Consider the following 20,176-nt stretch of genomic DNA (forward strand, 5'->3'; position numbering starts at 1 on the left):
TTCCGCCCGAGACCATGCCCCACACTCGCCGGATCCGCCTCTTACCGTTGATTAATGTACCGTCATTTAACGGCACATTCAACAGGCAAGAGACGGATCCTGGATTTCCGGTCGTTACGACCTCAGCTCGCCCAGTCCGCGATTCGCGACGCGGCCCGGAAATGCAGCGCCGGGGCCGCGTATCGCGCCTCCGGTACCGCGTAGAGGGCATCCACCGCGGCGCGCTGATCGGCGAATCCCGCCGCGTAGGCGGCGATCTCGTCCTCGGACGCGGGCAGTTGCGCCGCATCGAGCAGGATTTTCATGACCTCGTTCATGCCGCAGCTCCTTCGGTGGCGAGTTCGGGCGCACGCAGATGCCACTGCGTGGCCTGCTGGAATACGTCGGCGACACGCAGGATCTCCGCCTCGCCGAAGGCCGGTCCGGCCAGTTGCATCGACAGCGGCAGTCCGGCCGCGGTGAAACCCATCGGCACGGCCAGCACGGGATTGCCGACCGAATCCCAGTACGGGGTGTGGATCAGGCTGAACAGCGTCCCGACATCGGTCTGACCACCCGGGCCGGTGATCGATTCGAAGGTGGGCGCGCCGACCGCCGCGGTCGGGCACACCACCAGGTCCACGGTGTCGAACAGCTCGCCCACCGCGTCCTGGGCGACACTCCGGACCCGTTGCGCCTGAACGTAATCCGCGCCCGACACCTGAGCGCCGATCGCCAGCATGGCCCGCGTGGCGAGGAAATAATCGTCCCATCGCTGCGACAGATCGGTGCGGTGATAGGCCAGTGCCTCGCATCCCATAGTGATCATGTCCGCGGTGATCATCTCCTGCCGATAGGGCAGCACCACTTCCCGCACGTCCGCCCCGGCGCGCACCAGAACGTCCACGGCCGCATCGAAAGTCGCCGTCAGCGCGGGATCGCCGTGCTCGGGAAAGTGCCCCTCACGCACCACCCCGATCCGCACACCGTTCAGATCCCCGGCCCATTCCGGCATCGCGAACGGCGCGTCCACACAGTCCGGATCGCTGGGGTGCGCACCGGCGAGCACCTCGAGCATCGCCGCGCAGTCCCGCGCGCTGCGGGCCAGCGGCCCGATGTGATCGAGGCTGTAACCCAGTGGCACACAACCGGATTTGGGCACCCGGCCGAAGGTCGGCATCAGACCGCTCACACCGCAGAACGCGGCGGGAATCCGAATGCTGCCCGCGGTGTCGGTGCCGATTCCGGCCAGGAACATTCCCGTCGCGACACCGATCCCGGTACCCGAACTGGACCCGCCCGGCCAGGTCGCCGGATCCCACGGATTGCGCGGCACCGGAAAGGGTTTGGTGGTGTCGGGCATACCGCAGGCGAATTCCATCGTCGTGGTCTTCCCGGTGAGCACCGCGCCGGCCGCCTTCAGCCGCGCGACGACCGGTGCATCCTTACCCGCACCCCACGCCCGATCCAGAATCAGGCTCTGCGCGGTCGTCGGCCCCTCGGCCATGGCGAGAATATCCTTGACGCCCACCGGAATTCCGTGCAGCGGCCCGCGATCCCGCCCGGCAGCGAGATCAGCGTCCGCCTCGGCGGCACGCTCGAGGGCGTACTCGTCGAACCGGGTCAGATAGGCGCCCACGGTGCCGTCGAATTCATCGGCAGCGGCGATCGCGGCGCGGGTCAGCGCGACCGAGCTCGTCGTTCCGGCACGTAGCGACGCGGCCGCATCGGTGAGAGTGAGTGGTATGTCGGTCATTTCAGCTCCCTGCTGCTGGCACGCGAGAGGAATCGGAATCGCTCCCCGCGGGTGTGGATGAAGGCGACGTCGAACGGACGGCCGCCGAGGTCGTAGATGATCTGTTCCATCGAGATCAGGGGCGTGCCCTCACGCACGCCCAGCGCCGCGGCCAACGGGGCGTCGGCCGGTTCACAGTCGATCACGAATTCCGAATCCGACAGCGCCACACCGGAATCGGCGAGAAGTTGGTACCAGTCGGAGACGAACGGTGTGTCCCGCAGCGCGATCGCCTCGGGACAGCGCACGTAATTCGTCGCCAGCGCCAGCGGCTCGTCCTCGTGCAGCGCGAGATACTCGAGTCGCAGACACGGTGTGCCCGGCGCGATTTCGAGCCGTTCGGCGATGGCGCCCGGGGCCGGGACCATCGACCGATCCAGTTCGCGCGGACGCATCCGGTGGTTGAACATGCTGCCCACCGTGGGTTTCATGACACCGTGTGCCTCCGGCAGCGAGGTCGTCACCGGTTCCAGCACGGCGTGCGTGCCGATACCCTGCGTCCGTTCGATCAGCCCCTCGGTGCGCAGCAGCGCCAGCGCCGCACGCACGGTCGCCCGGGACACCCGATAAGCGGTCATCAGCTCGATCTCACTCGGCAACTGCCCGCGCTCGTACCCGCCGCCACGCACCGTGGCGCGCAATATGTCCCGCAGCCGACGCACATCGTGGGCCCGCTGCCCTCCGGGCGCAGTCCGCATACCCCTGGACGGTAAGCAACCACCGTTGCCGAGCGATCTCCCCTCCGTGACCGGGGTGTTACAGGTCAGCGCGATCATGTCCGCACCCCTCGGGCAACCGAATCCGGCAGGGCCGTGGCGTTCATGCCGCCACCGCCGTTGCCGCGAAGTCCGCGACCGCGACGACCTCGGCGAACCCGCAGTCGCGCATGATCTCGATACCGATCTCGTGCAGGCGCGGGGTCTGCGCGGCGCAGCAGTCGTGCAGCAGGGTCACCTCGAAATCGCGCATGACCGCCGAGCGCACGGTCGTCTCGACGCAGAAGTTGGTCACCACGCCGCAGGCGACGAGTTCGGTCACGCCCAGACCGCGCAGCAGCGGTTCGAGCGAAGTCCACTGGAATGCGTCCAGCCGCACCTTGTCGACCACCAGATCCGCGGGGCCGCAGCCGAGTTCGTCCACCACATCGCCGTCCCAGCTGCCCGCGAGCAGGCCGCCGACCGAGGACAGGTCCGGGGTCCGGCCGCCCAGCCACGGCCCCTGATCCGGATAGCCGGGACGGTAGACGTGGCGGGTGAAGATCACCGGCATACCGGTGCGGCGGGCGTGCTGCACGGCAGTCGCGGTCCGGGCGACCGCCTCCTGGGCCCCGCTCAGGGCCATGCCCAGGCGCGGCAGCGAGCCGTCCGGATGGCAGAAGCCGTTCTGCATGTCGACGACGATCAGCGCCTTCATCGCGCCACCTCCAATTCGGGTTGTGCGGTGCGAGCCACCACGGGCATGCCCAGGGGCACAGCGCCTTTCGGCGGTCGCCACGCATTCGGTTTGCAGGCGTCCCGGCAGGCGCCCTCGGTCGAGCAGCACAGTGAGCACACCGTGCCGCCGTGGAACGGACAGGTGGCCATATCGACCACGTCGAAGCTGCCCTCGCATACCGAGCACGGGAGTTCGCCGTCGTGCTCGGGCAGCTCGGAGATCCGGGCGATGTACCAGCGGCCCTTGGTCAGCCAGGCGATCAGCGGCGGCAGCACCAGTGCCAGCACCAATGCGACGAACGGCGACAGGGCCGCGGCCGTGGACCCGAACGCGCCGTAGTAGGCGATCATCGACACCGCACCCGCGATCACCATGGATCCGAAGCCGACCGGGTTCACGTTGTAGAGGTGTGCGCGGTGGAAGACCAGTTGCGGCGGAGCGAGTTTCAGCCAGCGTTTGTTGATCACCAGATCCGCGACCATGGCCGCGATCCAGGCGATGCCGATATTGGAGTACCAGGCCAGCACCTCGACGATGTGGTCGAAGATGCCGATCTCCATGAGTACCAACGACAACCCGACCTGTAGGAAGACCCAGGCCGCGCGCCCCGGGTGACGATGCAGCAGCCGGGAGAAGAAGTTCGACCACGATAGTGAACCCGAGTACGTGTTCATGATGTTGATCTTGATCTGGGACAGCAACACCAAGGTCCCGGCCAGGATCAACGCGCTGGTGTGATTACCGGTGACCCGCTCGTAGACAGCAGTGAACAAATCGACCGGCACCCCGACCTGCCCCGGGCTCAACTTGGTCGAGGCGTAACCGACCAGGAGCGTGGAGGCGAAGAAGATCCCCATCGCGAACAACGCGAATCCCGGTCCGCCGAACACCACTGCCAGCCGCCAGCGCCCCCGCTTGCCACGCTCCGGATCGGGCATCAGCCGCAGATAGTCGCCCTGCTCCCCCACCTGCGCGGCCAGCGACAACTGCGCGGCGGCGATGGCGAAGATCGCCAGCACCGACATTCCGGCCACACCCGCCGGGCCCACACTGGCCGGATGCACCATATGCGTTCCGGCATCCGGTGCGGTGGCCGCGCTGCCCAGGGCCAGCCCGATCAACGCGATCCACAGCGGCCAGGTCCACGCCTGGAACTTCGCGCTGAACGACATGCCGTAGAGGGTCAGCGGAATCATCACCACCGCCACCGCGACGTAGGACAGATGGATGTCCAGTCCGGTCAGCGCCGTGACCGCCTGCGCCATGATCGCCCCTTCGTAGGCGAGGAAGATCAGGGTGTAGGTCGCGTAGACCAGTGAGGTCACCGTCGAGCCCAGATATCCGAAACCCGAACCGCGGGTGAGTAAGTCGATGTCGATATGGCCGCGGGCGATGGCGAACGCGATCACGATCGTCAGCGGCACCGTCACCACCGCGGCGAGGCCGAAGCCGATCAGCGCGTTGCCGAACCCGAACGAGTCGACGAACGCCGCGTCCAATGCGTAACCCGCCATCGCGGATATCCCCACCAGGCAGGACAGGAACACCATCCACGGTGACCATTTGCGGAATGCGCCCGGCGTATATCGCAGGGAGTAATCCTCCATTTTGGGGTTGTCGGTGAAGCCCATCTGTCGATCCCTTCGCTGTGCTGGATCGACCGTCCCAACCCCGTATTTCAACCCCGTATCCGATTCTGTTGCGCCTCGTTACGCCACCCCCGGACCCGAAACTCCCCCGTGGACCTGCGCTTTCACCGGAGCCCCCGACACTTACGCCGCAAACTCCCCCCGATCCGCCGGACGGTTCGCCCGCACGAGTCCCGGACCGGCGAATGAGCCGGGCCCATCGAGCTCGGTCCTACTCCGGGTGTGCGCCCGGCCGGTGGAACGCTTCTCAGGCAGTGAGATGTTCTCTGGCGCACTGCCGGAAGTCCGCCACGAGGCCGGAATCCTCGGTCCGGGTGGCCAGGACGACTCGGCTCCGCGCGACATCGCGCAGCCGATTTCATGTTCCGGAACTGGCAGAGTTGGGGCGCCCGCGATCTCGCCGTCACGGCGGACAGCCTGACCGGCGACGAGATAGCCGCCACGGTCGAGCGAGTGACGGGGACTCCGTGCCAGTACCACTCGATGCCCCCGAACTCCCTGCGGTCGACGATGCCCGGCATCGGCCACGACTACGCGGCGATGTTCCAGTTCTTCCGAGCACGCGACATCCTCGGCCTGGACAGAGATCTCACGCATCTGCGCGAACTCCACCCCGAGATGATGACTTTCGAGGACTGGCTGCGCGCGACGGCACAGGACACCACCGAGGACTGGTTCAAGCGGGACCGCTCGCCCGGAATCCCTCGAACAGTCGCCCGCCGACCTGATCCAGAACTTCGATGACGACCGCGGTCATCGGATCCACGTCGCCGAGCGCTATCGCACGCATCCCGTCTGCCAGCGAGCGGCCGAAGTCCGTGCTACCGACCTGGTCGAAGGCCACCAGTTCACGTTGCAGCCATTTGCCGCCGCCGAGCCAGCGCCGGTTCGCGGTGAGCAGCAGACGGGCCGTCGCCTGCCATAAGGCGACGCCGATCGCGAGGCGCTCGTTTGCATCGTGCGAGCCCGCGAGATCGTCGAGCAGATCGGTGACCTCGTAGCGCATGGCCCGTAACTCCTTTTCGCTCAACGATTCCGGACCTTCGGATAGTTCTCGTGCGCAGTCCTCCTGCAGATGTTCGCCGCTGCCGTCCACGTCCAGCAGGATGCACGACTGCCCGATCAGTCGTGCCGTGGCCGGACGCCGTGCGACCCGCTCCGCGGCGCGGAAATGCGCGACCGATTCCTCGGTCTGGACGAAAAGCTCCACCGGCCATCCCTCGTGATTCAGCGATTCACGATACGGCGCGGGTGGACCTGCGAGCAGCACGGTGATGTCCAGATCCGAAGTCGCCGTGGGTGTTCCGAGGGCGACGCTGCCGCCGAGCCAGGCGGCGCGGGCTTGTGGGAAGTGGGCGAGTACCAGGTTGCGGGCGAGGTCGACGGGGATGGCGGGCATCTCCCCATCGTGGCATCGGGACGGGGTGGCCCGAACCTGTGGTGACACTGTCGGATTCACAGGTTCGGATGCTGTGGGTCGGTGAATGGTCCCAGTAGTGCTGGTTCGCCTGGAAACCGTGCGCTTGCCGGGTTACCGTGGCAGCGGACGGGGCGAATGGGTGCAGAATTCGCCCTGTCCGCTCGAATACCGCTGTTGCCCTTGCGATCTCGACCCGATGCCACGTTGCGCTCCCTCGCGTGGTTCGGTGCGTCGGCTCGTCCCGATGCGGCTACCGCCTCTCATGCCGCGCGGATGCGACAGCGGGCGAGAAGCAGTCGGGGCGGTGTCACCCATCCCCACCGCCCCGGCTGCGCACCGCGTCGGCGAGTGAGCCGCGATGAGAACCGCGTCGTGATCGCCGCCGGACTCGGCATGATGACCCGCCTGACCCCGTCCTCCGGATATCTCGGCGTGCTGATCCCGCTGTTCGTCATCAGCGCCGGACTCGGACTCGCCGCGGCACCGGCCACCACCGCGATCATGACCGACACCGCCGTGGACACGCACGGCGTGGCCGCAGGGGTCAACGACGCCGCTCGCGAAATCGGCGCTGCGGTCGGAATCGCGGTCGCCGGAACAGTTCTCGCGGCCGGTTACCACTCCGCCATCGCACCCGCCCTGCCCCGTCTCCCCGAACCCGCCCGAACCCCGGTCTCCCATTCCCTGGCTGCCACAACCGAATTGGCCCACCAAGCAGGCCCTCGCGCGCAACCCCTGCTCGACCTGGCCCGCACCGGCTTCCTCGACGGCATGCACCACACCACCCTCGTGCTGGCCGCCATCAGCCTCGTCGCCGCGGCGGCGCTGGCCTTCGGAGCCGCGGGCCGTCCTCGGAAAGTGGATCGGCAGGATTGAGCAACGCCACCGAAGTTCTCGGTGCCGCAACCCTTTCCAGGCACCGGTTAGCTACCCGGCAGTCCCGCGATCGTATCGGCCGGGGTGAACTCGTGGGCGTTGCGCGGACAGGTGGTCCGGCCGAACAGATAGGTGAGGTGCCGGGCGAGGACCGGTTGACGAACAGTGACGGCGAGGGTGTGCAGACGGTGGGCCAGGCCGGTGAGCCGGGTGGGCACGGTGGGCACGAGTTCGGTGTCGTCGGCGTCGTCGGCGAGCGAGTCGTCGTCCCAGCAGGTGAACACGCCGTGCGTGCCCAGGGCCACGAACATCACCGCGGAGCATTCGGGACATTTGATCTCGAATTCGCCGCCCAGCAGTCCGGCCAGCCGGCGGGACCATTCGGTTTCCCCTTCGAGGGCGAGCATGCTGCGGATGCGGTAGACGAAGGCGTCCGGCTCGTGGTCCTGCTCGGCGTACTTCGTCGCCAGATCCGCCCGGACCAGGCTCAGCAGTGTCGCGATGTCCTGCGCGTACTGCTCGCGAACGGATCCGGTGTGCGGATCGGCCCTCGCGAGCAGGTCTCCCGCGAGTTCGATCGCCCGCAGACGGGTCAGCGGGACGCCCTCGCGGGCCAGAGCGGCGAGCGCGGGCAATGCCGCGCAGGCGTGCTCACCGATGTGCCGGTAGTACAGCTCCTCCCGCAGGTCCGACCACACCCCCGAATCCGCGCCGTTGGTGGACAGTTCATCGAGCAGGGCAACCGCTTGTGGGCGAAGGGGATTCGGCACACCCCCATCCAACCAGCCGCGCGGCCCGCTGTGCCCCCAGGACTGGATATTCGTCTCTTGCGGGTCCGTGACGGGACCCCCTTCCTCTCGAACCGTCCTGATACGGTGTAAAACGGATGTCCAGAACAGTGTCCACGCGGCTGCCGCCGCTCGCAGTGTGAAGCCCGTCCCAGTGCGGATCACACCTGCTGCAGGCCGGAAGGAGTGCCGCGATCATGTCCGACACCTCACCCGAATCGGTGACCATCTCCCCGGATACTCCGGTACTCGTCGGCGTCGGCCAAGCCTCCGAACGGCTCGACGACGCCGGATATCGCGCACTGTCGGCCGCCGACCTGGCCGCGGAAGCCGTCCGCGCGGCACTCAGCGATTCCACCGCCGATCCGGCCGCGCTCGCCGCCGCCCTGGACATCGTCGCGGCCGTGCGCGCATTCGACGATTCGAGTCCCTACGCCACCGCCGCGCTCGGCGCACCCGACAACGTCCCGCGGGCGATCGCGCGCCGCGTCGGCGCCGACCCGTCCCGGGCGATCCTGGGTCCGACCGGCGGCCAGAGCCCACAACAGCTGCTCAACGAGCTGTGCGGGGAGATCGCCGGGGGCCGGTGCGGCGCCGCGGTACTCGTCGGCGCGGAGACGATCTCGACCGTCCGGCATCTGGCGGGCCTGCCGCCCACCGAACGCCCCGACTTCACCGAGTCCGACAGCGGTCCGCTCGAGGATCGCGGCTATTCCATTCAGGGAATGACGCCGTTCTACGCGGTGCGGCACCATCTGGTCGAACCCGCGGTCAGCTACGCGATGCTGGAGAACGCCCGCCGCGGACGGCGCGGGGAGTCCCGGGCACAGTACGCACAGACGATGGGTGAGCTGTTCAGCCGATTCAGCGCGGTCGCCGCGACCAATCCGCATGCGGCGGCCCCGATCGAACGCGATGCCGCCGAACTGGTGCGGGTGGACGAGCGCAACCGGCTCATCACCGATATCTACCCGCGTTTCCTGGTCGCCCGCGATCAGGTCAACCAGGCCGCCGCGGTGCTGGTGACGTCCACGGAAACCGCTGACCGACTGGGGATTCCGCAATCGCAGCGGGTGTATCTGCACGGCTACGCCGACCTCGCCGAACGAGAACTGCTGGTACGCCCGGATCTGGATCGCAGCCCGGCCGCCGTCGCGGCGGTGCGGCACGCACTGGATATGGCCGACATCGGCCTGGACGAGCTGACCACCCTGGACCTGTACAGCTGCTTCCCGATCGCGGTGTCGAATCTGTGCGACGGCCTCGGCCTGGATCCGGCCGATCCGCGCGGCCTGACCGTCACCGGCGGGCTGCCGTTCTTCGGCGGACCGGGCAACAACTACACCACCCACGCCATCGTCGAAACCGTTGCACGACTGCGTGATCGGCCCGGCGCGTACGGCCTGGTCTCCGCGAACGGCGGTGTGCTGAGCAAACATTCCGCGGGCGTCTACTCGACCACACCGGCTCCCTGGCGCGTCCGGACCACCACATCCGTGCAGGCCGAACTGAACGATGTGCCGGGCATTCCGGTCGCCCACCGCCCCGAGGGCTGGGGCACGATCGAAAGTTTCGTTCTCCGTTACGGTTCCAGCGGATCCGCCCGCGCCACCGTCGTCGGCCGCCTGGACGACGGCCGCCGATTCCTGGCCACACCGCTGGACAGCGAGACCACTCGCGTCCTGACCGATACCGAACAGCCGGTAGGCCGACGGGTGTTCGTCCGCTCCGGCGATGCGGGCAACCATGTCACGTTGAGTCGCGAGTCGATGGATACCGGACTGGCCCAACGTATTCCGGCCTTGCGAACGGAATACGGCACCGTCTCGGTCTCGACCTCCGGACATATTCTGGAGGTGACCATCGACCGGCCCGCGAACGGCAACACCCTCAACGGCGACACCTACCGTGAACTCGGCGAAATCCTCACCGCCTTCGCCCACGACGACGATCTGTGGGTCGCGGTACTCACCGGCGCGGGCGACGAGGCGTTCTCCCTCGGCGCGGACCTGCACGGCATCCGGTCACCACTGCAACTCATGCTCCAGCCGCACAACGGATTCGACGCCTCGCCGCTGGATGCCACACCGGCCAAGCCGGTGATCGCCGCGATCAACGGCCGCGCGGACGGCGACGGGCTGGCTCTCGCGCTGGCCTGTCATCTCAGCATCGCGGACGAGACCGCGACCTTCGCCGTCCCGGACACCGCCCTCGGCATGCCGCCGGGCACCGGAATCCTGGTGCGTCTGCCGCACGTGGTCGGCCGGGCGCTGGCCTACGACATGATCCTCACCGGACGTCGCATCGACAGCACCGAGGCGCTCACGGCCGGTCTGATCACCCGCACCGCACCGCAGGGCAAGGCCCTGGATCTGGCCCGGGAGATGGCCGCGGACATCGTGGCCCGCTCCCCCGTCGCCACCCGCGCGGCCCTGAACTTCCTGGCCCGCACCGAAACCCTGCCCGACGCCGAGAACACCGCCCCGCACACCGCCGTCCTGGCCGACGCGCTCGTCGCCCACCGCGACCCGGTCGACGGTATGACCGCCTATCACGAAGGCCGGGAACCACATTGGCGCAACGCGTGATCGTTCTCGCCGAGACACGAACTCGGAACCGAGATCTTCGGTAGAAGAATTACGCCGGATCAAGACTCGAGCTGTATCGGTCCGGCCGAGATCCCATGCCGTGGTTGCCGAAACGCGCCCTGCGGATAGCTGTCTCACCAGCGATGATCATCGGACAGGCTGTCCGATTCGGCATTATTGCTTACTCTTTAAGCACCGACTGGAACGAGTATCACCAGTCGGTCTGACCGTCTCTGGGTGGTTGGTGGATCGGATGGGCCGGGGAGGCAATCCCGTGGTGAGTGAACAGACGACGGTGGAAACAGCGCTGGTCGCAATGCGATCGGAGTACGACGCGCTGGTGGAACAAGGCGAGCGATGGTCGTTGCGGGCACTGCTCAGCACACCGGACCGCGATATCGAGGATTACTGCCGGGAATTCCGGCCCAACAGATTCGGCGAGTACGCGCTCGCCGAAGTGGAACGTTTCTGTCGCAGACATGAGATCTGGCTGGAAGCAGGCGGTGCGCACTACAACAGCATGACGCCTTATCTGCACCCGAACGCGGTTACCGCCGATCGGATGACGATCATCGGGATCTTCAACGCGATCCTGTTCTGGCTCAACGACACCGTCGGCCGGGAGAAGTTCGCGCACCTGTCCGAGGAGGAGCGATTACGCGCCTCGCACACCGCGGGCCGATTACGTGACATGCTCGAAACCAGAAGCCCGGCAACGGATCCGACTCCGGAAGAGGTGGCCACGGCCGAATTCCTGGAGCTGCTGGCCCGCGATGCCGAACCGGGCTGGCTCGATCAGTTCCTCAGCTCGACGGCCGAACATCTGCGCACCGCGATCCGCGATCAGAACACCGATGCCCGCGGCGGATTGCTGAGCGTCACGGCCTACATCGACCTGCGCTCGGAGGTCTCCGGCATGTATCCGGCAATCGCCATGTGCGAGTACGGCCGCGACGATTATCTGCCCTGGGACCTCATCTCGGACCCCGACTCGGCCGCCCGGCTACGACGGCTGCAGCGGCTCACCGCCGATATCGGCGCCCTGATGAACGACATGTTCTCCTTCGAGAAGGAGTGCATCGCCGACGGCGCCGACTTCAACCTGATTCCGGTGTGGCTGTTGAACACACCGGGCGCGACCCTGGCCGACGCGGTACACGGCGCCGCGGCGATCGTGCGCGACCGGCTCACCGAATTCCACCTCCTGCGCGAGCAGGTGCTGGCCGAATACGCCGACTCCACCGACCGCAAGGCCGCGGATTCGGTGGCCGCACACGTGCGGGACCTGGTCGGATGCGTGCAGGCGACCTGGGCCTGGCAGATCGTCACCCCGCGATACAAGGGGGTCTCGATCTTCGACGAGAACCACGCCGCATGAGCACTCCCACCAGCCGGAAATATTCCGCGCAACAGCTTCTCGCGATTTTGATCTAGTGTGAGAGGCAAGACTGCGCCCGATCGGTGAGGGGTATGCCGATCGGTCGCCGGACATCGAGGGGGTGCTGGAGAGTATGGACCGAAATGCCCTGCTCACTGCTTGGTGGCGGGCACTGTCCACCACGGGCGAGGGCCCGGCGGAGCTGGAGGTGGCCCGCGGGCTGCTGACACAGCTGGTCGATACTTTCCTGTCCGGACTCCTGGCGCCGGAGCTGGATCCGGCCGCGGGCGCCAAAATCGGTGAGGCCCTGGCGGATGCGGGATGGACCGATACCACGGTCCCGATCCGCACCGTCCAGGTCCTGCAACCGCTGGCCGAGGACTCCGACCGCACCGATGCCGGCGCCCGATTCGCCGTCCTCGGTGCGGCCGTGGCGCAGGGCCATCAGATGTACCTGACCCGGCAGCAGCTCCGGCAGGATCAGAACGCGCGCTTTCGCGTCGTGTTCGACAGCGCCGATATCGCGATCGCCATCGGCGACACGGACGGGACGCTGGTCGACGCCAATCGCGGACTCGCCGAGATGATCGGTGTGCCGGTCGAACAGCTGCGCGGAATCTCGATCTACGATTTCGCCCACCCCGACGATCAGGAAGAGATCCGGTCGCTGATCTTCGACAAGCTGGTGCCCGCCGGAGAGGGCTCGGTCCGGATGGAACGACGTCTGCTGCGCTCGGACGGCAGCGTGGGCTGGGTGGCGTTCTCCATCACCTTCGTCAGGGGCACCCAGGGGTACGGAGATTATCTGCTCGCCGTCGGCGAGGACGTGACCGAGCGGCATCGACTACAGCAGGAACTGCACTGGCAGGCCCGGCACGATCCGCTCACCGGCCTGCCCAACCGCCGCTGCCTGCTCGAACGCATCGAGACCGTGTCCGCCGGTGTCGGCGACGACGATCATGTCGGGCTGTGCTTCGTGGACCTGGACAGGTTCAAACCCATCAACGACATGTACGGTCACGGCACCGGGGACCGGGTGCTCACCGAGGTCGCCACCCGCTTCGGTGACAGTGTGCGCGAACAGGATTGCCTCATCGCCCGGATCGGCGGTGACGAATTCGTCGCCCTGATCCCGCCACCGGCGGAGAACGACGTGGTCACCACGGTCGTCGACCGCCTGCAGTCGGCTCTGGTCGAGCCGATCGCCGTCGACGGCCACCAGTTGCACGTCTCCGCGAGCATCGGGGCCATCGTCACCCCGCTGGCGGGCTCGGATGCGGAGTCGCTGCTCGATTCCGCCGACACCGTCCTGTACCTGGCCAAGGCCAACCACAAGGGCCGCTCGGTTCTGCGCACATCGCATCGCACCACCGACCGCCACAGCCACCCCCTGACTCCCCGTCCCGAGTGATCGGCGCGGCGACGAACTCACCCGCTGATGGCCGTATCGCTTGTGGCGCATGGCAACTTCTTTCGATACATGTTCGAATGAATGCATGGGGTGGTGCGGTACACGTACCGGGCACACGACCATGACGTGCAGTTCCTGCTTTGCGAGAACCAAGCGAAGACTGGAACCGCACGAGAGGAATTTCCGATGCGAGGGTTGCGGTTTCGCGGCCAGTCGAGATCGGGACGCTGCCAGAGTGGTTCTGGCCGTGGCAGAACGGGGCCACGTCAGTGTTGAGGATGTCAGACAGCTCGTCGGCGAATTCGCGCGCCATCTGCGCAGCCAGCCCCGAACTCGCCCCGGTGATCCGGATATTTCTGCGCTCGGGCATCAGCCGCATCCCTTCGGTTCACACGATGATTCGCCGCAGCACGCACGGCTGCGACGGCGGCCCGTATCTACCTCGAGCCCGGGGCACTCCAGGGCGCGCACACCCTCGGTCGTGACCGGCCACAACGGCCGCACGAGATCATCGCGCCCCACAAGCGAGTCGAGCACCTGATGAGACGGTGGGTTATATTCCTTCTCACGATATCTTTTTCTCGGCAAGGAGGCTGCGAAATCGTGGATCCGGACAACCAGGCTGCCGTCGCGACCGCCGATGCGCCGGTCCTTCCCGGTGCGCCGATCGGCCCCGGTTCGCTCACCTGGAAGTATGCGGGTGACTGACGGAACATGCTGTTTCTCGGCCGCACGGGCATCCTGCAGAACATGCATCCAGCGGTAGGCGCTGCGCTGCAACAGCATTCGAACTTCTTCGACAATCCGTGGGATCGGCTGGTACGGTCGGTGCCGCAGATCCAGGGCATGATCTACGACGCGGACAACGAGGCGCAGGCCGAGCGGGTGCGCGATTATCACAAGCCGCTCGAGGGAATCGACTCGCGCGGCGAGCGGTATCACGCCCTCAACCCGGACGTGTACTGGTGGACACACGCCACCTTCATCGAGTTGAACATCGCGATCAACGAGTACTTCGGCACTCCGTTGACCGATGCGCAGAAGGATCAGCTCATCGCCGAGGGCGTCACCTGGTGGCGCATGTACGGGCTGTCCGATCGGGTGCTGGTCTCGAATTACGCGGAGTTCCAGGAATATTGGAACCGCACCATCGATGAGGTGCTCGAACGCAACCCCACCACCGATTTCGCCCTGGACCTGAACCGCACCCGGATTCCGGCCCTGCCGGGCATTCCGGAACCGCTGTGGTCGGTGATCTGGCGGCCGGTGATGGCGTTCAACCTGTGGCTGGCCAACGGCCTGATGCCCGAACGCGCCCGGCAGATTCTGCCTGAGGGGACTTCTCACGCCAGGATGTGCGGCAGACCGGCGCGGTAGCGGGCCGCGTCGAGCTGTTTGAACGGCTCCAGTTCGGGCGGTTCGACCAGCGGGAAGATTCCGGCGCGTGCGCCGGGATCGCCCGCGGCGTCCATGATCGCGTTCGCGGCCGCGCGCCCGGATTCGTTCGCCCCCTCCATGGTCGCCAGATCGATGTGGCTGCGCACGTGGTCGCCGCCGAAGAACAGATTCCCGATCGCGCAGTGCGCCTCGGGACGATGGTTGTACGAGCCGATCGTGTTGACCAGCAACGGTGTTTCGTTGTGAGTGGTCCCGCCCGACCAGGTGACGCCCGGGTCCAGATGCCAGGACGCGATGTCCTCGTCGCGCAGCCAGTCGGTGGAGGTGTTCAGCCACGTCTTCAGCTGCGCCCAGCACTCCTTGGCCACCTCGTCGGCGGTGCACTGCTTGGCCGGTTTGCCGAACAGGATGCCGGGCGAATCCCAGTCGGAGATATCGGCGCTCAGGCATTCCACGATCCGGCCGTCACCGTATTTCGCCGCGAAATCTCCCCGCCACATCGGCGCCTGCCGCAGCGCGGTCAGCGCCCACGGCGTGCCTAGCGCGGCGATATGCCCTTCGGGCAGGTCGGTGGGCCGGGTCAGATAGAACTGGATGCCGACCATCCAGTCGGTCATCAGCTGCCGCATCCCCGCCAGCGACGGATCCGCTTCCAGGACAGGCCCGTTCAACAACGCCGTCGCCTTGCCGACCGGCATCGCGCACACGTACCAGTCGGCCGTGACGGTTCCGCCCACCCCGCCGCCGACCACCTGGACGCCCGTGATCCGGCGATCCTGAACGTCCAATCGCGTTGCGCGAGCGCCCATCACGAACCGCACACCGAGCGAGCGCAGATACGCCACCCACGGATCGATCCACGCCTCGTTGGTGGGACCGCTCAGGATGCGGTCCGCCCCGCCCTGATACTGCGGGTAGAGCCCGGTCCCGGCGAGGACGAGCGCCTGGCCGATGGTGCCGATCGTGCGCGCCGAACTCAGATGCGGTTTGGCGGCGACGGTGATCCGGGTCAGCGCGGCGACGAGATATTCCCGGTACGCCTCGGATTTGCCCTGCGCCTGCAGCATGTCCTCCCACGAGATGTACTCGAACTGCCCGAACCGCCGCTCGGTGGAGCTGGTGAACCACATCGCAACCTGTTTGCCGAAGAAGGCCAGTTCGGCGGGCGGCAGGGCGGGAATGAACGAGAAGGCCGACACCACAGAGGATTCCACGAGTTGCGGGGTGAGCTGGGCCAGGCCGTGGAAGCCGACCGGCGCGAAGATCGGCGGCCGATCCTGGAATCCGACGACCGCGGATTCCACGCGAATCAGGTTGTCCCGCACGCCGTTCGCATTTCCCGGGAACGGGATCCGGGCCATCGTGTCGGGCACGTGCTGATAACAGCCGGGGAAGAACCGGAATCCATGCTCGCCGGGCAGATCAGCGCGCCCGCCGCGACCAGTGCCGGGCACGCCCATACTGCGCGCCTTGCCACCCAGATACGACGGCTCGTACACGGTCACCCGGTAGCCACGTTCGGCGAGTTCGTGCGCGGCCGACAATCCCGACATCCCGCCGCCGAAGATCGCAACCTCCCGCCCCGGTGAACTCGCCCGAGCCGCGATCGGGCGCGCCGAGGCGCGTGCTGAATGTGAGGTCGCCGTAGTGGCGACCACCGCGGCCCCTGCGAGGGCGGCGCCGCGCAGGATCGTGCGGCGGCCCACAGCTGTCGAATCGGAACGGTCGCGATCGTCTTTCATGCCAAGCTCCGGGTATTCGGTACGGCGCGAAGCCGCGGGGGTGCGAAGCAATCGAGGAGGGCGGCGACGGCGGCGTGCGGAGTCCATCGAACCTCTCCGGTCACTATGTCTCGGACACTATGTCCGATGTTGGGATGGTAAGCCGTCACACCCGGTCGTGTCCGCGAAATCGAGAGGCCGGGCACGCCGTGTGCACAATGGAATGCATGACCGTGACGCACAGGTGCCCATGCCCTCGTTGACGCGGGTCACCACGAACCGCCGATCGCAATCCGACCAGCGGCGTAGGGAATTCGAGGCACAGGTCCTGCTCGCTCTCGAACGCCTGATGTCCGACGGGACGCCCTACACCGAACTGGCCGTGCAGCGCATCGCCGCGGCATCCCACGTCGCGCGCTCGACCTTCTACCGGCACTTCCCGGACAAGAGCCAGCTCCTGATCCGGATGGCCGACCTGGCCAGCCAGGACCTGTTCGGGGCCGCGGAGAACTGGTGGCACGCCGAGCACACCGACGTGCAGCACACCATCGCCGGTATGCGCCGGATGATCGCCGAATTCCGCAGGCACCGACTGGTTCTCATCGCCCTGACCGAGGTCGCCGCCTACGACCGCGACGTCGGCCGCTACTGGCGCGAGCGGGTGCAGGGCTTCCAGGACGTCATCTGCGAACGGCTGATCATCGAGCAGCGACGCGGCCGGGTCGACCGGTCCTGCGACGTCACCGCGACCGCGATCGTGCTCACCTCGATGGTCGAGCGATCCATTTCCACCGCGCTGGGCGAGGAGCAATCGATCGACGACGAGCAGCTCGCCCGCGCCCTGGGCCGCGCCATCTGGCTCGTCGTCTACGGCGACCCGGATCGCTCACTGCCGCGTTGAGCCGATCGAATCAGTTCGCGTTCAATGGTTTTCGTCCATGAGGTCGGTGACCGGCGTTCCGGCCAGCAGTGCGTCCAGGCCGCCGAGCATCGTCGGACATTCGCGGGCGGGATGGTCGGAGGGACACCGAGCGGCGTGCGTCAGGAAGGTCTGCGCGGTGCGGGCCCGCGTGATGGCCTCCTCGAGTTCGGCGATCTGCCGCTCGAGCACCTCGCGCCACTGCGGACTCGGCGCGTCCAGCACCGCCGCCGCGGTCTCCAGCGGCAGCCCCAGGCTGTGCGCCACCTTGATGAAGGCCAAGCGGCGCAGCTGTTCCCGGTCGTACATCCGCTTGCCGCCACGTCGCGCGGCCGGGCGCACCAGGCCACGCTCGTCGTAATACCGCAGCGCGGAGGTCGCCATGCCCAGTTTCGCCGCGGCCTCCCCGATCGGGATCAGGTCCATGGCGACATTTGACCTCCAGTCGGCTTGAACTTGCAAGGTGGTGACACCAGCCGCTCCCGAGGAGGACGTTCGATGAACTCGCCGCAGACCCTGCCCGTCAACCATCACGCCGACCACCCCGGATTCTCCGGTCCCGCCGGGCTGGCAGCCGGCGCGCTGATGTTGGCCGCCGGGCGACGACGCGCCCGCATGGTCGTCGAGTCCGCCGCGGTGACCGAATCGGATCGGGTCCTGGACATCGGCTGCGGTTCCGGTGCGGCGGTGCGGGCGGCCGCCCGGCGCGGCGCTCGGGTCACCGGGGTCGATCCGTCGCCGATGATGTTGCGGCTGGCTCGTCTGCTCGTGCGGGGTCCGTCGATCCGCTGGGCCGAGGGTGTCGCGGAACGGCTACCGCTCGAGGACGGCGCGGTCACGGTGGCGTTGGCCGTGGCGACCGTGCATCACTGGCCCGATGTCACGACCGCTCTGGCCGAGGTGCAGCGGGTGCTGATCTCGGGCGGGCGATTCGTGGCCGTCGAGCGATATTCACCGGTGGGCGCCACCGGTGTGGCCGCACACGGCTGGACCGACGATCAGGCGCGATCGTTCGCCGACCTGTGCCGGGCGGCGGGATTCGCGGACCCGCGCGTCGAGCGAATCACCTTGGGGCGGCACGATTTCTGGGTCGTCCACAGCGTCCGGGCCTGATCCGGCGCGGGCGTCGGCCACGCTCGCGGATCAGCCGCCGGACTGCTCGCGGATCAGCCGCCCAGCACGCTGCCCGCCAGCCGCGATTCGATGCGGGAGAGCAGGTCCATCGTCCGGAACGGCTTGCGGACGTAATCGGACGCCCCGCAGGCCATCGCCAGCTCGGCGGCCTCCGGATCGGATTCGGTCGACACCGCCAGGATCGGGGCCGAGACCATCTGGTGCAATCGTCGGCACACGTCCGGACCGGGCAGGTCCGGCAGATCCAGATCCAGGAGCACCAGATCCGGATGCCACTGCGGGGCGGCGGCGAGTACCTGACGTCCGGTACCCGTACGCATGGACTGGTAACCGGCGTGTTCGAGGACCAGGACGACCATCTCGGCGGTGGCCGGATTGCCTTCGGCGACAAGCACTCTGGCCACCACGAGTTTTCCGTCGCCCAGCGGGGCGGAGGTATCGTCGCCCAGCGGGGCGGGTGTATTCGGCACTGCGGACATCGGGTGCGGATATTGGTTCATGGCACAGTCCTCGCTTGCGGGATCCCCCGACCCCTCTGCTGCTCCGCGTCGTGATCGACCTCGTTGTGACTGCTGCCCAGCGGTGTCGGTTGTGCGACTCTCGGACCTCGACGCTATGCCTGGTAGCAATTGTTCAGCAATGAAAGCGGCAATAAATTTCGCCCGGAACGTCGATTGCGACCGTTTCGTGATCTTTCATCGACCTGCCGTTCACTCGGGAGCAGCGGCGGTACACCTCGCCGACACATCCGTGACCGAACGGCAACGAGCCCGCCAGACGGCTCCCACAGGGCCGTGACCACCCGAGATCGCCGCTGGGATCGACTCGACGATCCTGTCGGCTAGGAACGGCAACCAGGGTGCTCGGCGACGGCCGCCCAATCGACGGGCCGCGGGTCACCCTCGAGTTCGCGCAGCAGCGTCTCGAGCAACGCGGTCACGTCGCGATGGCCGGCATCCACACCGAACGCCTCCTCCATCCGCAGGAACCGCGAGACACTCGACATCAGCAGGACCACCGCGGCGGGGGTGTAGGTCTCGGAGTGGTAGTCGTAGGCGTCCAGGACCCTGGTGACCTCGTCGAGTTGCAGGGCGCGAAATCGCTTGGAGGAGTTGGCGATCTCGGCGCGAATGGTTTTGCGGTGATTGGCCAGGGCCACGAATTCCATGGTCAGCGCGGTGTGCGACTGATCGTGGATCGCCTCCCACAGCGCCCACAGCGGCTGCGGGGAGGCCAGCGCCTCGCTCTGCCGCCGGTAGCTGCGTTCGGCGCCGCGCCGGAACAACTCGATGAACAGGTTGTCCATCGTGCCGAAGTAGTAGTACACCAGCGCGGGATTGGCTCCGGCCCGCGCCGCGAGCCGACGGGTGCTCACCGCGGCATAGCCCTCCTCGAGCATGACCTGCTCGGCCGCGTCCAGTAACGCGGTGCGAGTGGGCGAATCCTCGGGACCCGTGCCCGGTTTCATCCGATGACCTCCTGCGGGCGCGGGATGCGCCGTCCACGGCGGTGCGACGGCGATCGCTCAGCAACGGCCGAGCTGTTCGCCCAGTGTACGGCCGCCGGAGTCGGGCGCTCGCGACACATCACCGCCGGAAACGCCTCCACGCGAAGACTATTGACAGCTCCGACAGCCCTGCCGTATATCTTAATCACTCGCCTAAATTAGGCAGTCGATTAACTCAC

At 67.2% G+C, this 20,176-nt stretch carries 19 protein-coding genes; 8 read left to right on the top strand and 11 right to left on the bottom strand.

The window, feature by feature from the left end:
* Positions 1-122 precede the first annotated feature (122 nt).
* The 5 genes from ON40_RS38885 to ON40_RS38905 form a co-directional block, all read right to left on the bottom strand.
* The gene (locus ON40_RS38885; RefSeq protein WP_040830450.1) at positions 123-317 is read right to left on the bottom strand and encodes a hypothetical protein; all 195 of its coding nucleotides are present in this window, start codon (positions 315-317) and stop codon (positions 123-125) included.
* A complete protein-coding gene (locus tag ON40_RS38890; RefSeq protein WP_040830451.1) occupies positions 314-1,735 on the bottom strand; it encodes an amidase in 1,422 nt (473 codons plus the stop codon). The genes ON40_RS38885 and ON40_RS38890 overlap by 4 nt, the downstream gene beginning before the upstream one ends.
* Complete coding sequence (locus ON40_RS38895; protein WP_245568183.1) at positions 1,732-2,472, bottom strand: GntR family transcriptional regulator; 741 nt, start codon at positions 2,470-2,472, stop codon at positions 1,732-1,734. Before ON40_RS38895 ends, ON40_RS38890 begins: the two co-directional genes overlap by 4 nt.
* 121 nt (positions 2,473-2,593) lie before the next feature.
* Positions 2,594-3,187 carry a cysteine hydrolase family protein gene (locus ON40_RS38900; RefSeq protein WP_040830452.1) on the bottom strand — a complete coding sequence of 198 codons (594 nt, stop codon included), beginning with the start codon at positions 3,185-3,187 and terminating at the stop codon, positions 2,594-2,596.
* Positions 3,184-4,839 carry a purine-cytosine permease family protein gene (locus ON40_RS38905; RefSeq protein ID WP_040830453.1) on the bottom strand — a complete coding sequence of 552 codons (1,656 nt, stop codon included), beginning with the start codon at positions 4,837-4,839 and terminating at the stop codon, positions 3,184-3,186. The genes ON40_RS38900 and ON40_RS38905 overlap by 4 nt, the downstream gene beginning before the upstream one ends.
* Positions 4,840-5,217: 378 nt before the next feature.
* Here ON40_RS38905 and ON40_RS38910 point away from each other — a divergent pair, with 378 nt between their 5' ends.
* On the top strand, positions 5,218-5,601 hold the full coding sequence (locus tag ON40_RS38910) for an NmrA family NAD(P)-binding protein (RefSeq protein ID WP_040830454.1): 384 nt from the start codon (positions 5,218-5,220) through the stop codon (positions 5,599-5,601).
* Here the strand turns inward: ON40_RS38910 and ON40_RS38915 are convergent.
* Positions 5,534-6,256: a nucleotidyltransferase domain-containing protein gene (locus tag ON40_RS38915; RefSeq protein WP_040830455.1), complete on the bottom strand. Its 723-nt coding sequence runs from the start codon at positions 6,254-6,256 to the stop codon at positions 5,534-5,536. The two genes, ON40_RS38910 and ON40_RS38915, sit on opposite strands and share 68 nt — an antisense overlap.
* A gap of 369 nt (positions 6,257-6,625) precedes the next feature.
* Between ON40_RS38915 and ON40_RS38920 the strand changes: the two genes are divergently transcribed.
* Complete coding sequence (locus ON40_RS38920) at positions 6,626-7,153, top strand: MFS transporter (protein ID WP_040830456.1); 528 nt, start codon at positions 6,626-6,628, stop codon at positions 7,151-7,153.
* A 47-nt stretch (positions 7,154-7,200) separates the two neighbouring features.
* On the opposite strand, the gene ON40_RS38925 is transcribed toward ON40_RS38920, so the two are convergent.
* Complete coding sequence (locus tag ON40_RS38925; protein WP_157186722.1) at positions 7,201-7,923, bottom strand: hypothetical protein; 723 nt, start codon at positions 7,921-7,923, stop codon at positions 7,201-7,203.
* Between the two features lie 215 nt (positions 7,924-8,138).
* Between ON40_RS38925 and ON40_RS38930 the strand changes: the two genes are divergently transcribed.
* The 4 genes from ON40_RS38930 to ON40_RS38945 all read left to right on the top strand — a co-directional run bounded on the left by ON40_RS38930 (position 8,139) and on the right by ON40_RS38945 (position 14,695).
* The gene (locus ON40_RS38930) at positions 8,139-10,529 is read left to right on the top strand and encodes an acetyl-CoA acetyltransferase (protein ID WP_040830458.1); all 2,391 of its coding nucleotides are present in this window, start codon (positions 8,139-8,141) and stop codon (positions 10,527-10,529) included.
* Positions 10,530-10,806: 277 nt separating this feature from the next.
* On the top strand, positions 10,807-11,907 hold the full coding sequence (locus ON40_RS38935; protein WP_245568184.1) for a terpene synthase family protein: 1,101 nt from the start codon (positions 10,807-10,809) through the stop codon (positions 11,905-11,907).
* Positions 11,908-12,040: 133 nt separating this feature from the next.
* Positions 12,041-13,318 (top strand): sensor domain-containing diguanylate cyclase, encoded by a 1,278-nt coding sequence (locus tag ON40_RS38940; RefSeq protein ID WP_051194250.1) that lies wholly within the window; start codon positions 12,041-12,043, stop codon positions 13,316-13,318.
* A 714-nt stretch (positions 13,319-14,032) separates the two neighbouring features.
* Positions 14,033-14,695: an oxygenase MpaB family protein gene (locus tag ON40_RS38945; protein WP_051194251.1), complete on the top strand. Its 663-nt coding sequence runs from the start codon at positions 14,033-14,035 to the stop codon at positions 14,693-14,695.
* Here the strand turns inward: ON40_RS38945 and ON40_RS38950 are convergent.
* Positions 14,662-16,458 carry a hydroxysqualene dehydroxylase gene (locus ON40_RS38950; RefSeq protein WP_040830459.1) on the bottom strand — a complete coding sequence of 599 codons (1,797 nt, stop codon included), beginning with the start codon at positions 16,456-16,458 and terminating at the stop codon, positions 14,662-14,664. The genes ON40_RS38945 and ON40_RS38950 overlap by 34 nt on opposite strands.
* Before the next feature lie 229 nt (positions 16,459-16,687).
* On the opposite strand from ON40_RS38950, the gene ON40_RS38955 reads away from it, so the two are divergent.
* Entirely contained in the window at positions 16,688-17,338 is a 651-nt protein-coding gene (locus ON40_RS38955) for a TetR/AcrR family transcriptional regulator (RefSeq protein WP_040830533.1), read from the top strand.
* A 21-nt stretch (positions 17,339-17,359) separates the two neighbouring features.
* Here ON40_RS38955 and ON40_RS38960 read toward each other — a convergent pair whose 3' ends face one another.
* Positions 17,360-17,782 carry a MerR family transcriptional regulator gene (locus ON40_RS38960; protein ID WP_040830460.1) on the bottom strand — a complete coding sequence of 141 codons (423 nt, stop codon included), beginning with the start codon at positions 17,780-17,782 and terminating at the stop codon, positions 17,360-17,362.
* A 72-nt stretch (positions 17,783-17,854) separates the two neighbouring features.
* On the opposite strand from ON40_RS38960, the gene ON40_RS38965 reads away from it, so the two are divergent.
* On the top strand, positions 17,855-18,469 hold the full coding sequence (locus ON40_RS38965; protein WP_040830461.1) for a class I SAM-dependent methyltransferase: 615 nt from the start codon (positions 17,855-17,857) through the stop codon (positions 18,467-18,469).
* 53 nt (positions 18,470-18,522) lie between these two features.
* Here the strand turns inward: ON40_RS38965 and ON40_RS38970 are convergent, their stop codons facing one another.
* Both ON40_RS38970 and ON40_RS38975 read right to left on the bottom strand, forming a co-directional pair.
* Entirely contained in the window at positions 18,523-18,990 is a 468-nt protein-coding gene (locus ON40_RS38970) for a response regulator transcription factor (RefSeq protein WP_040830534.1), read from the bottom strand.
* A 341-nt stretch (positions 18,991-19,331) separates the two neighbouring features.
* The gene (locus ON40_RS38975; protein ID WP_040830462.1) at positions 19,332-19,958 is read right to left on the bottom strand and encodes a TetR/AcrR family transcriptional regulator; all 627 of its coding nucleotides are present in this window, start codon (positions 19,956-19,958) and stop codon (positions 19,332-19,334) included.
* Between the last annotated feature and the right edge of the window lie 218 nt (positions 19,959-20,176).

The organism is Nocardia jiangxiensis NBRC 101359 (genome assembly GCF_000308615.1).
In the GTDB taxonomy this organism is placed as follows: domain Bacteria; phylum Actinomycetota; class Actinomycetes; order Mycobacteriales; family Mycobacteriaceae; genus Nocardia; species Nocardia jiangxiensis.

What these genes read in the sequence shown, in the direction of transcription:
- ON40_RS38955 (WP_040830533.1), top strand. Translation starts at nt 16,688, where the DNA reads ATGCCCTCGTTGACGCGGGTCACCACGAACCGCCGATCGCAATCCGAC.
- ON40_RS38885 (WP_040830450.1), bottom strand. Translation starts at nt 317, where the DNA reads ATGAACGAGGTCATGAAAATCCTGCTCGATGCGGCGCAACTGCCCGCG.
- ON40_RS38930 (WP_040830458.1), top strand. Translation starts at nt 8,139, where the DNA reads ATGTCCGACACCTCACCCGAATCGGTGACCATCTCCCCGGATACTCCG.
- ON40_RS38945 (WP_051194251.1), top strand. Translation starts at nt 14,033, where the DNA reads ATGCTGTTTCTCGGCCGCACGGGCATCCTGCAGAACATGCATCCAGCG.
- ON40_RS38905 (WP_040830453.1), bottom strand. Translation starts at nt 4,839, where the DNA reads ATGGGCTTCACCGACAACCCCAAAATGGAGGATTACTCCCTGCGATAT.
- ON40_RS38950 (WP_040830459.1), bottom strand. Translation starts at nt 16,458, where the DNA reads ATGAAAGACGATCGCGACCGTTCCGATTCGACAGCTGTGGGCCGCCGC.
- ON40_RS38890 (WP_040830451.1), bottom strand. Translation starts at nt 1,735, where the DNA reads ATGACCGACATACCACTCACTCTCACCGATGCGGCCGCGTCGCTACGT.
- ON40_RS38900 (WP_040830452.1), bottom strand. Translation starts at nt 3,187, where the DNA reads ATGAAGGCGCTGATCGTCGTCGACATGCAGAACGGCTTCTGCCATCCG.
- ON40_RS38975 (WP_040830462.1), bottom strand. Translation starts at nt 19,958, where the DNA reads ATGAAACCGGGCACGGGTCCCGAGGATTCGCCCACTCGCACCGCGTTA.
- ON40_RS38895 (WP_245568183.1), bottom strand. Translation starts at nt 2,472, where the DNA reads ATGCGGACTGCGCCCGGAGGGCAGCGGGCCCACGATGTGCGTCGGCTG.
- ON40_RS38910 (WP_040830454.1), top strand. Translation starts at nt 5,218, where the DNA reads ATGTTCCGGAACTGGCAGAGTTGGGGCGCCCGCGATCTCGCCGTCACG.
- ON40_RS38915 (WP_040830455.1), bottom strand. Translation starts at nt 6,256, where the DNA reads ATGCCCGCCATCCCCGTCGACCTCGCCCGCAACCTGGTACTCGCCCAC.
- ON40_RS38965 (WP_040830461.1), top strand. Translation starts at nt 17,855, where the DNA reads ATGAACTCGCCGCAGACCCTGCCCGTCAACCATCACGCCGACCACCCC.
- ON40_RS38960 (WP_040830460.1), bottom strand. Translation starts at nt 17,782, where the DNA reads ATGGACCTGATCCCGATCGGGGAGGCCGCGGCGAAACTGGGCATGGCG.
- ON40_RS38970 (WP_040830534.1), bottom strand. Translation starts at nt 18,990, where the DNA reads ATGAACCAATATCCGCACCCGATGTCCGCAGTGCCGAATACACCCGCC.
- ON40_RS38940 (WP_051194250.1), top strand. Translation starts at nt 12,041, where the DNA reads ATGGACCGAAATGCCCTGCTCACTGCTTGGTGGCGGGCACTGTCCACC.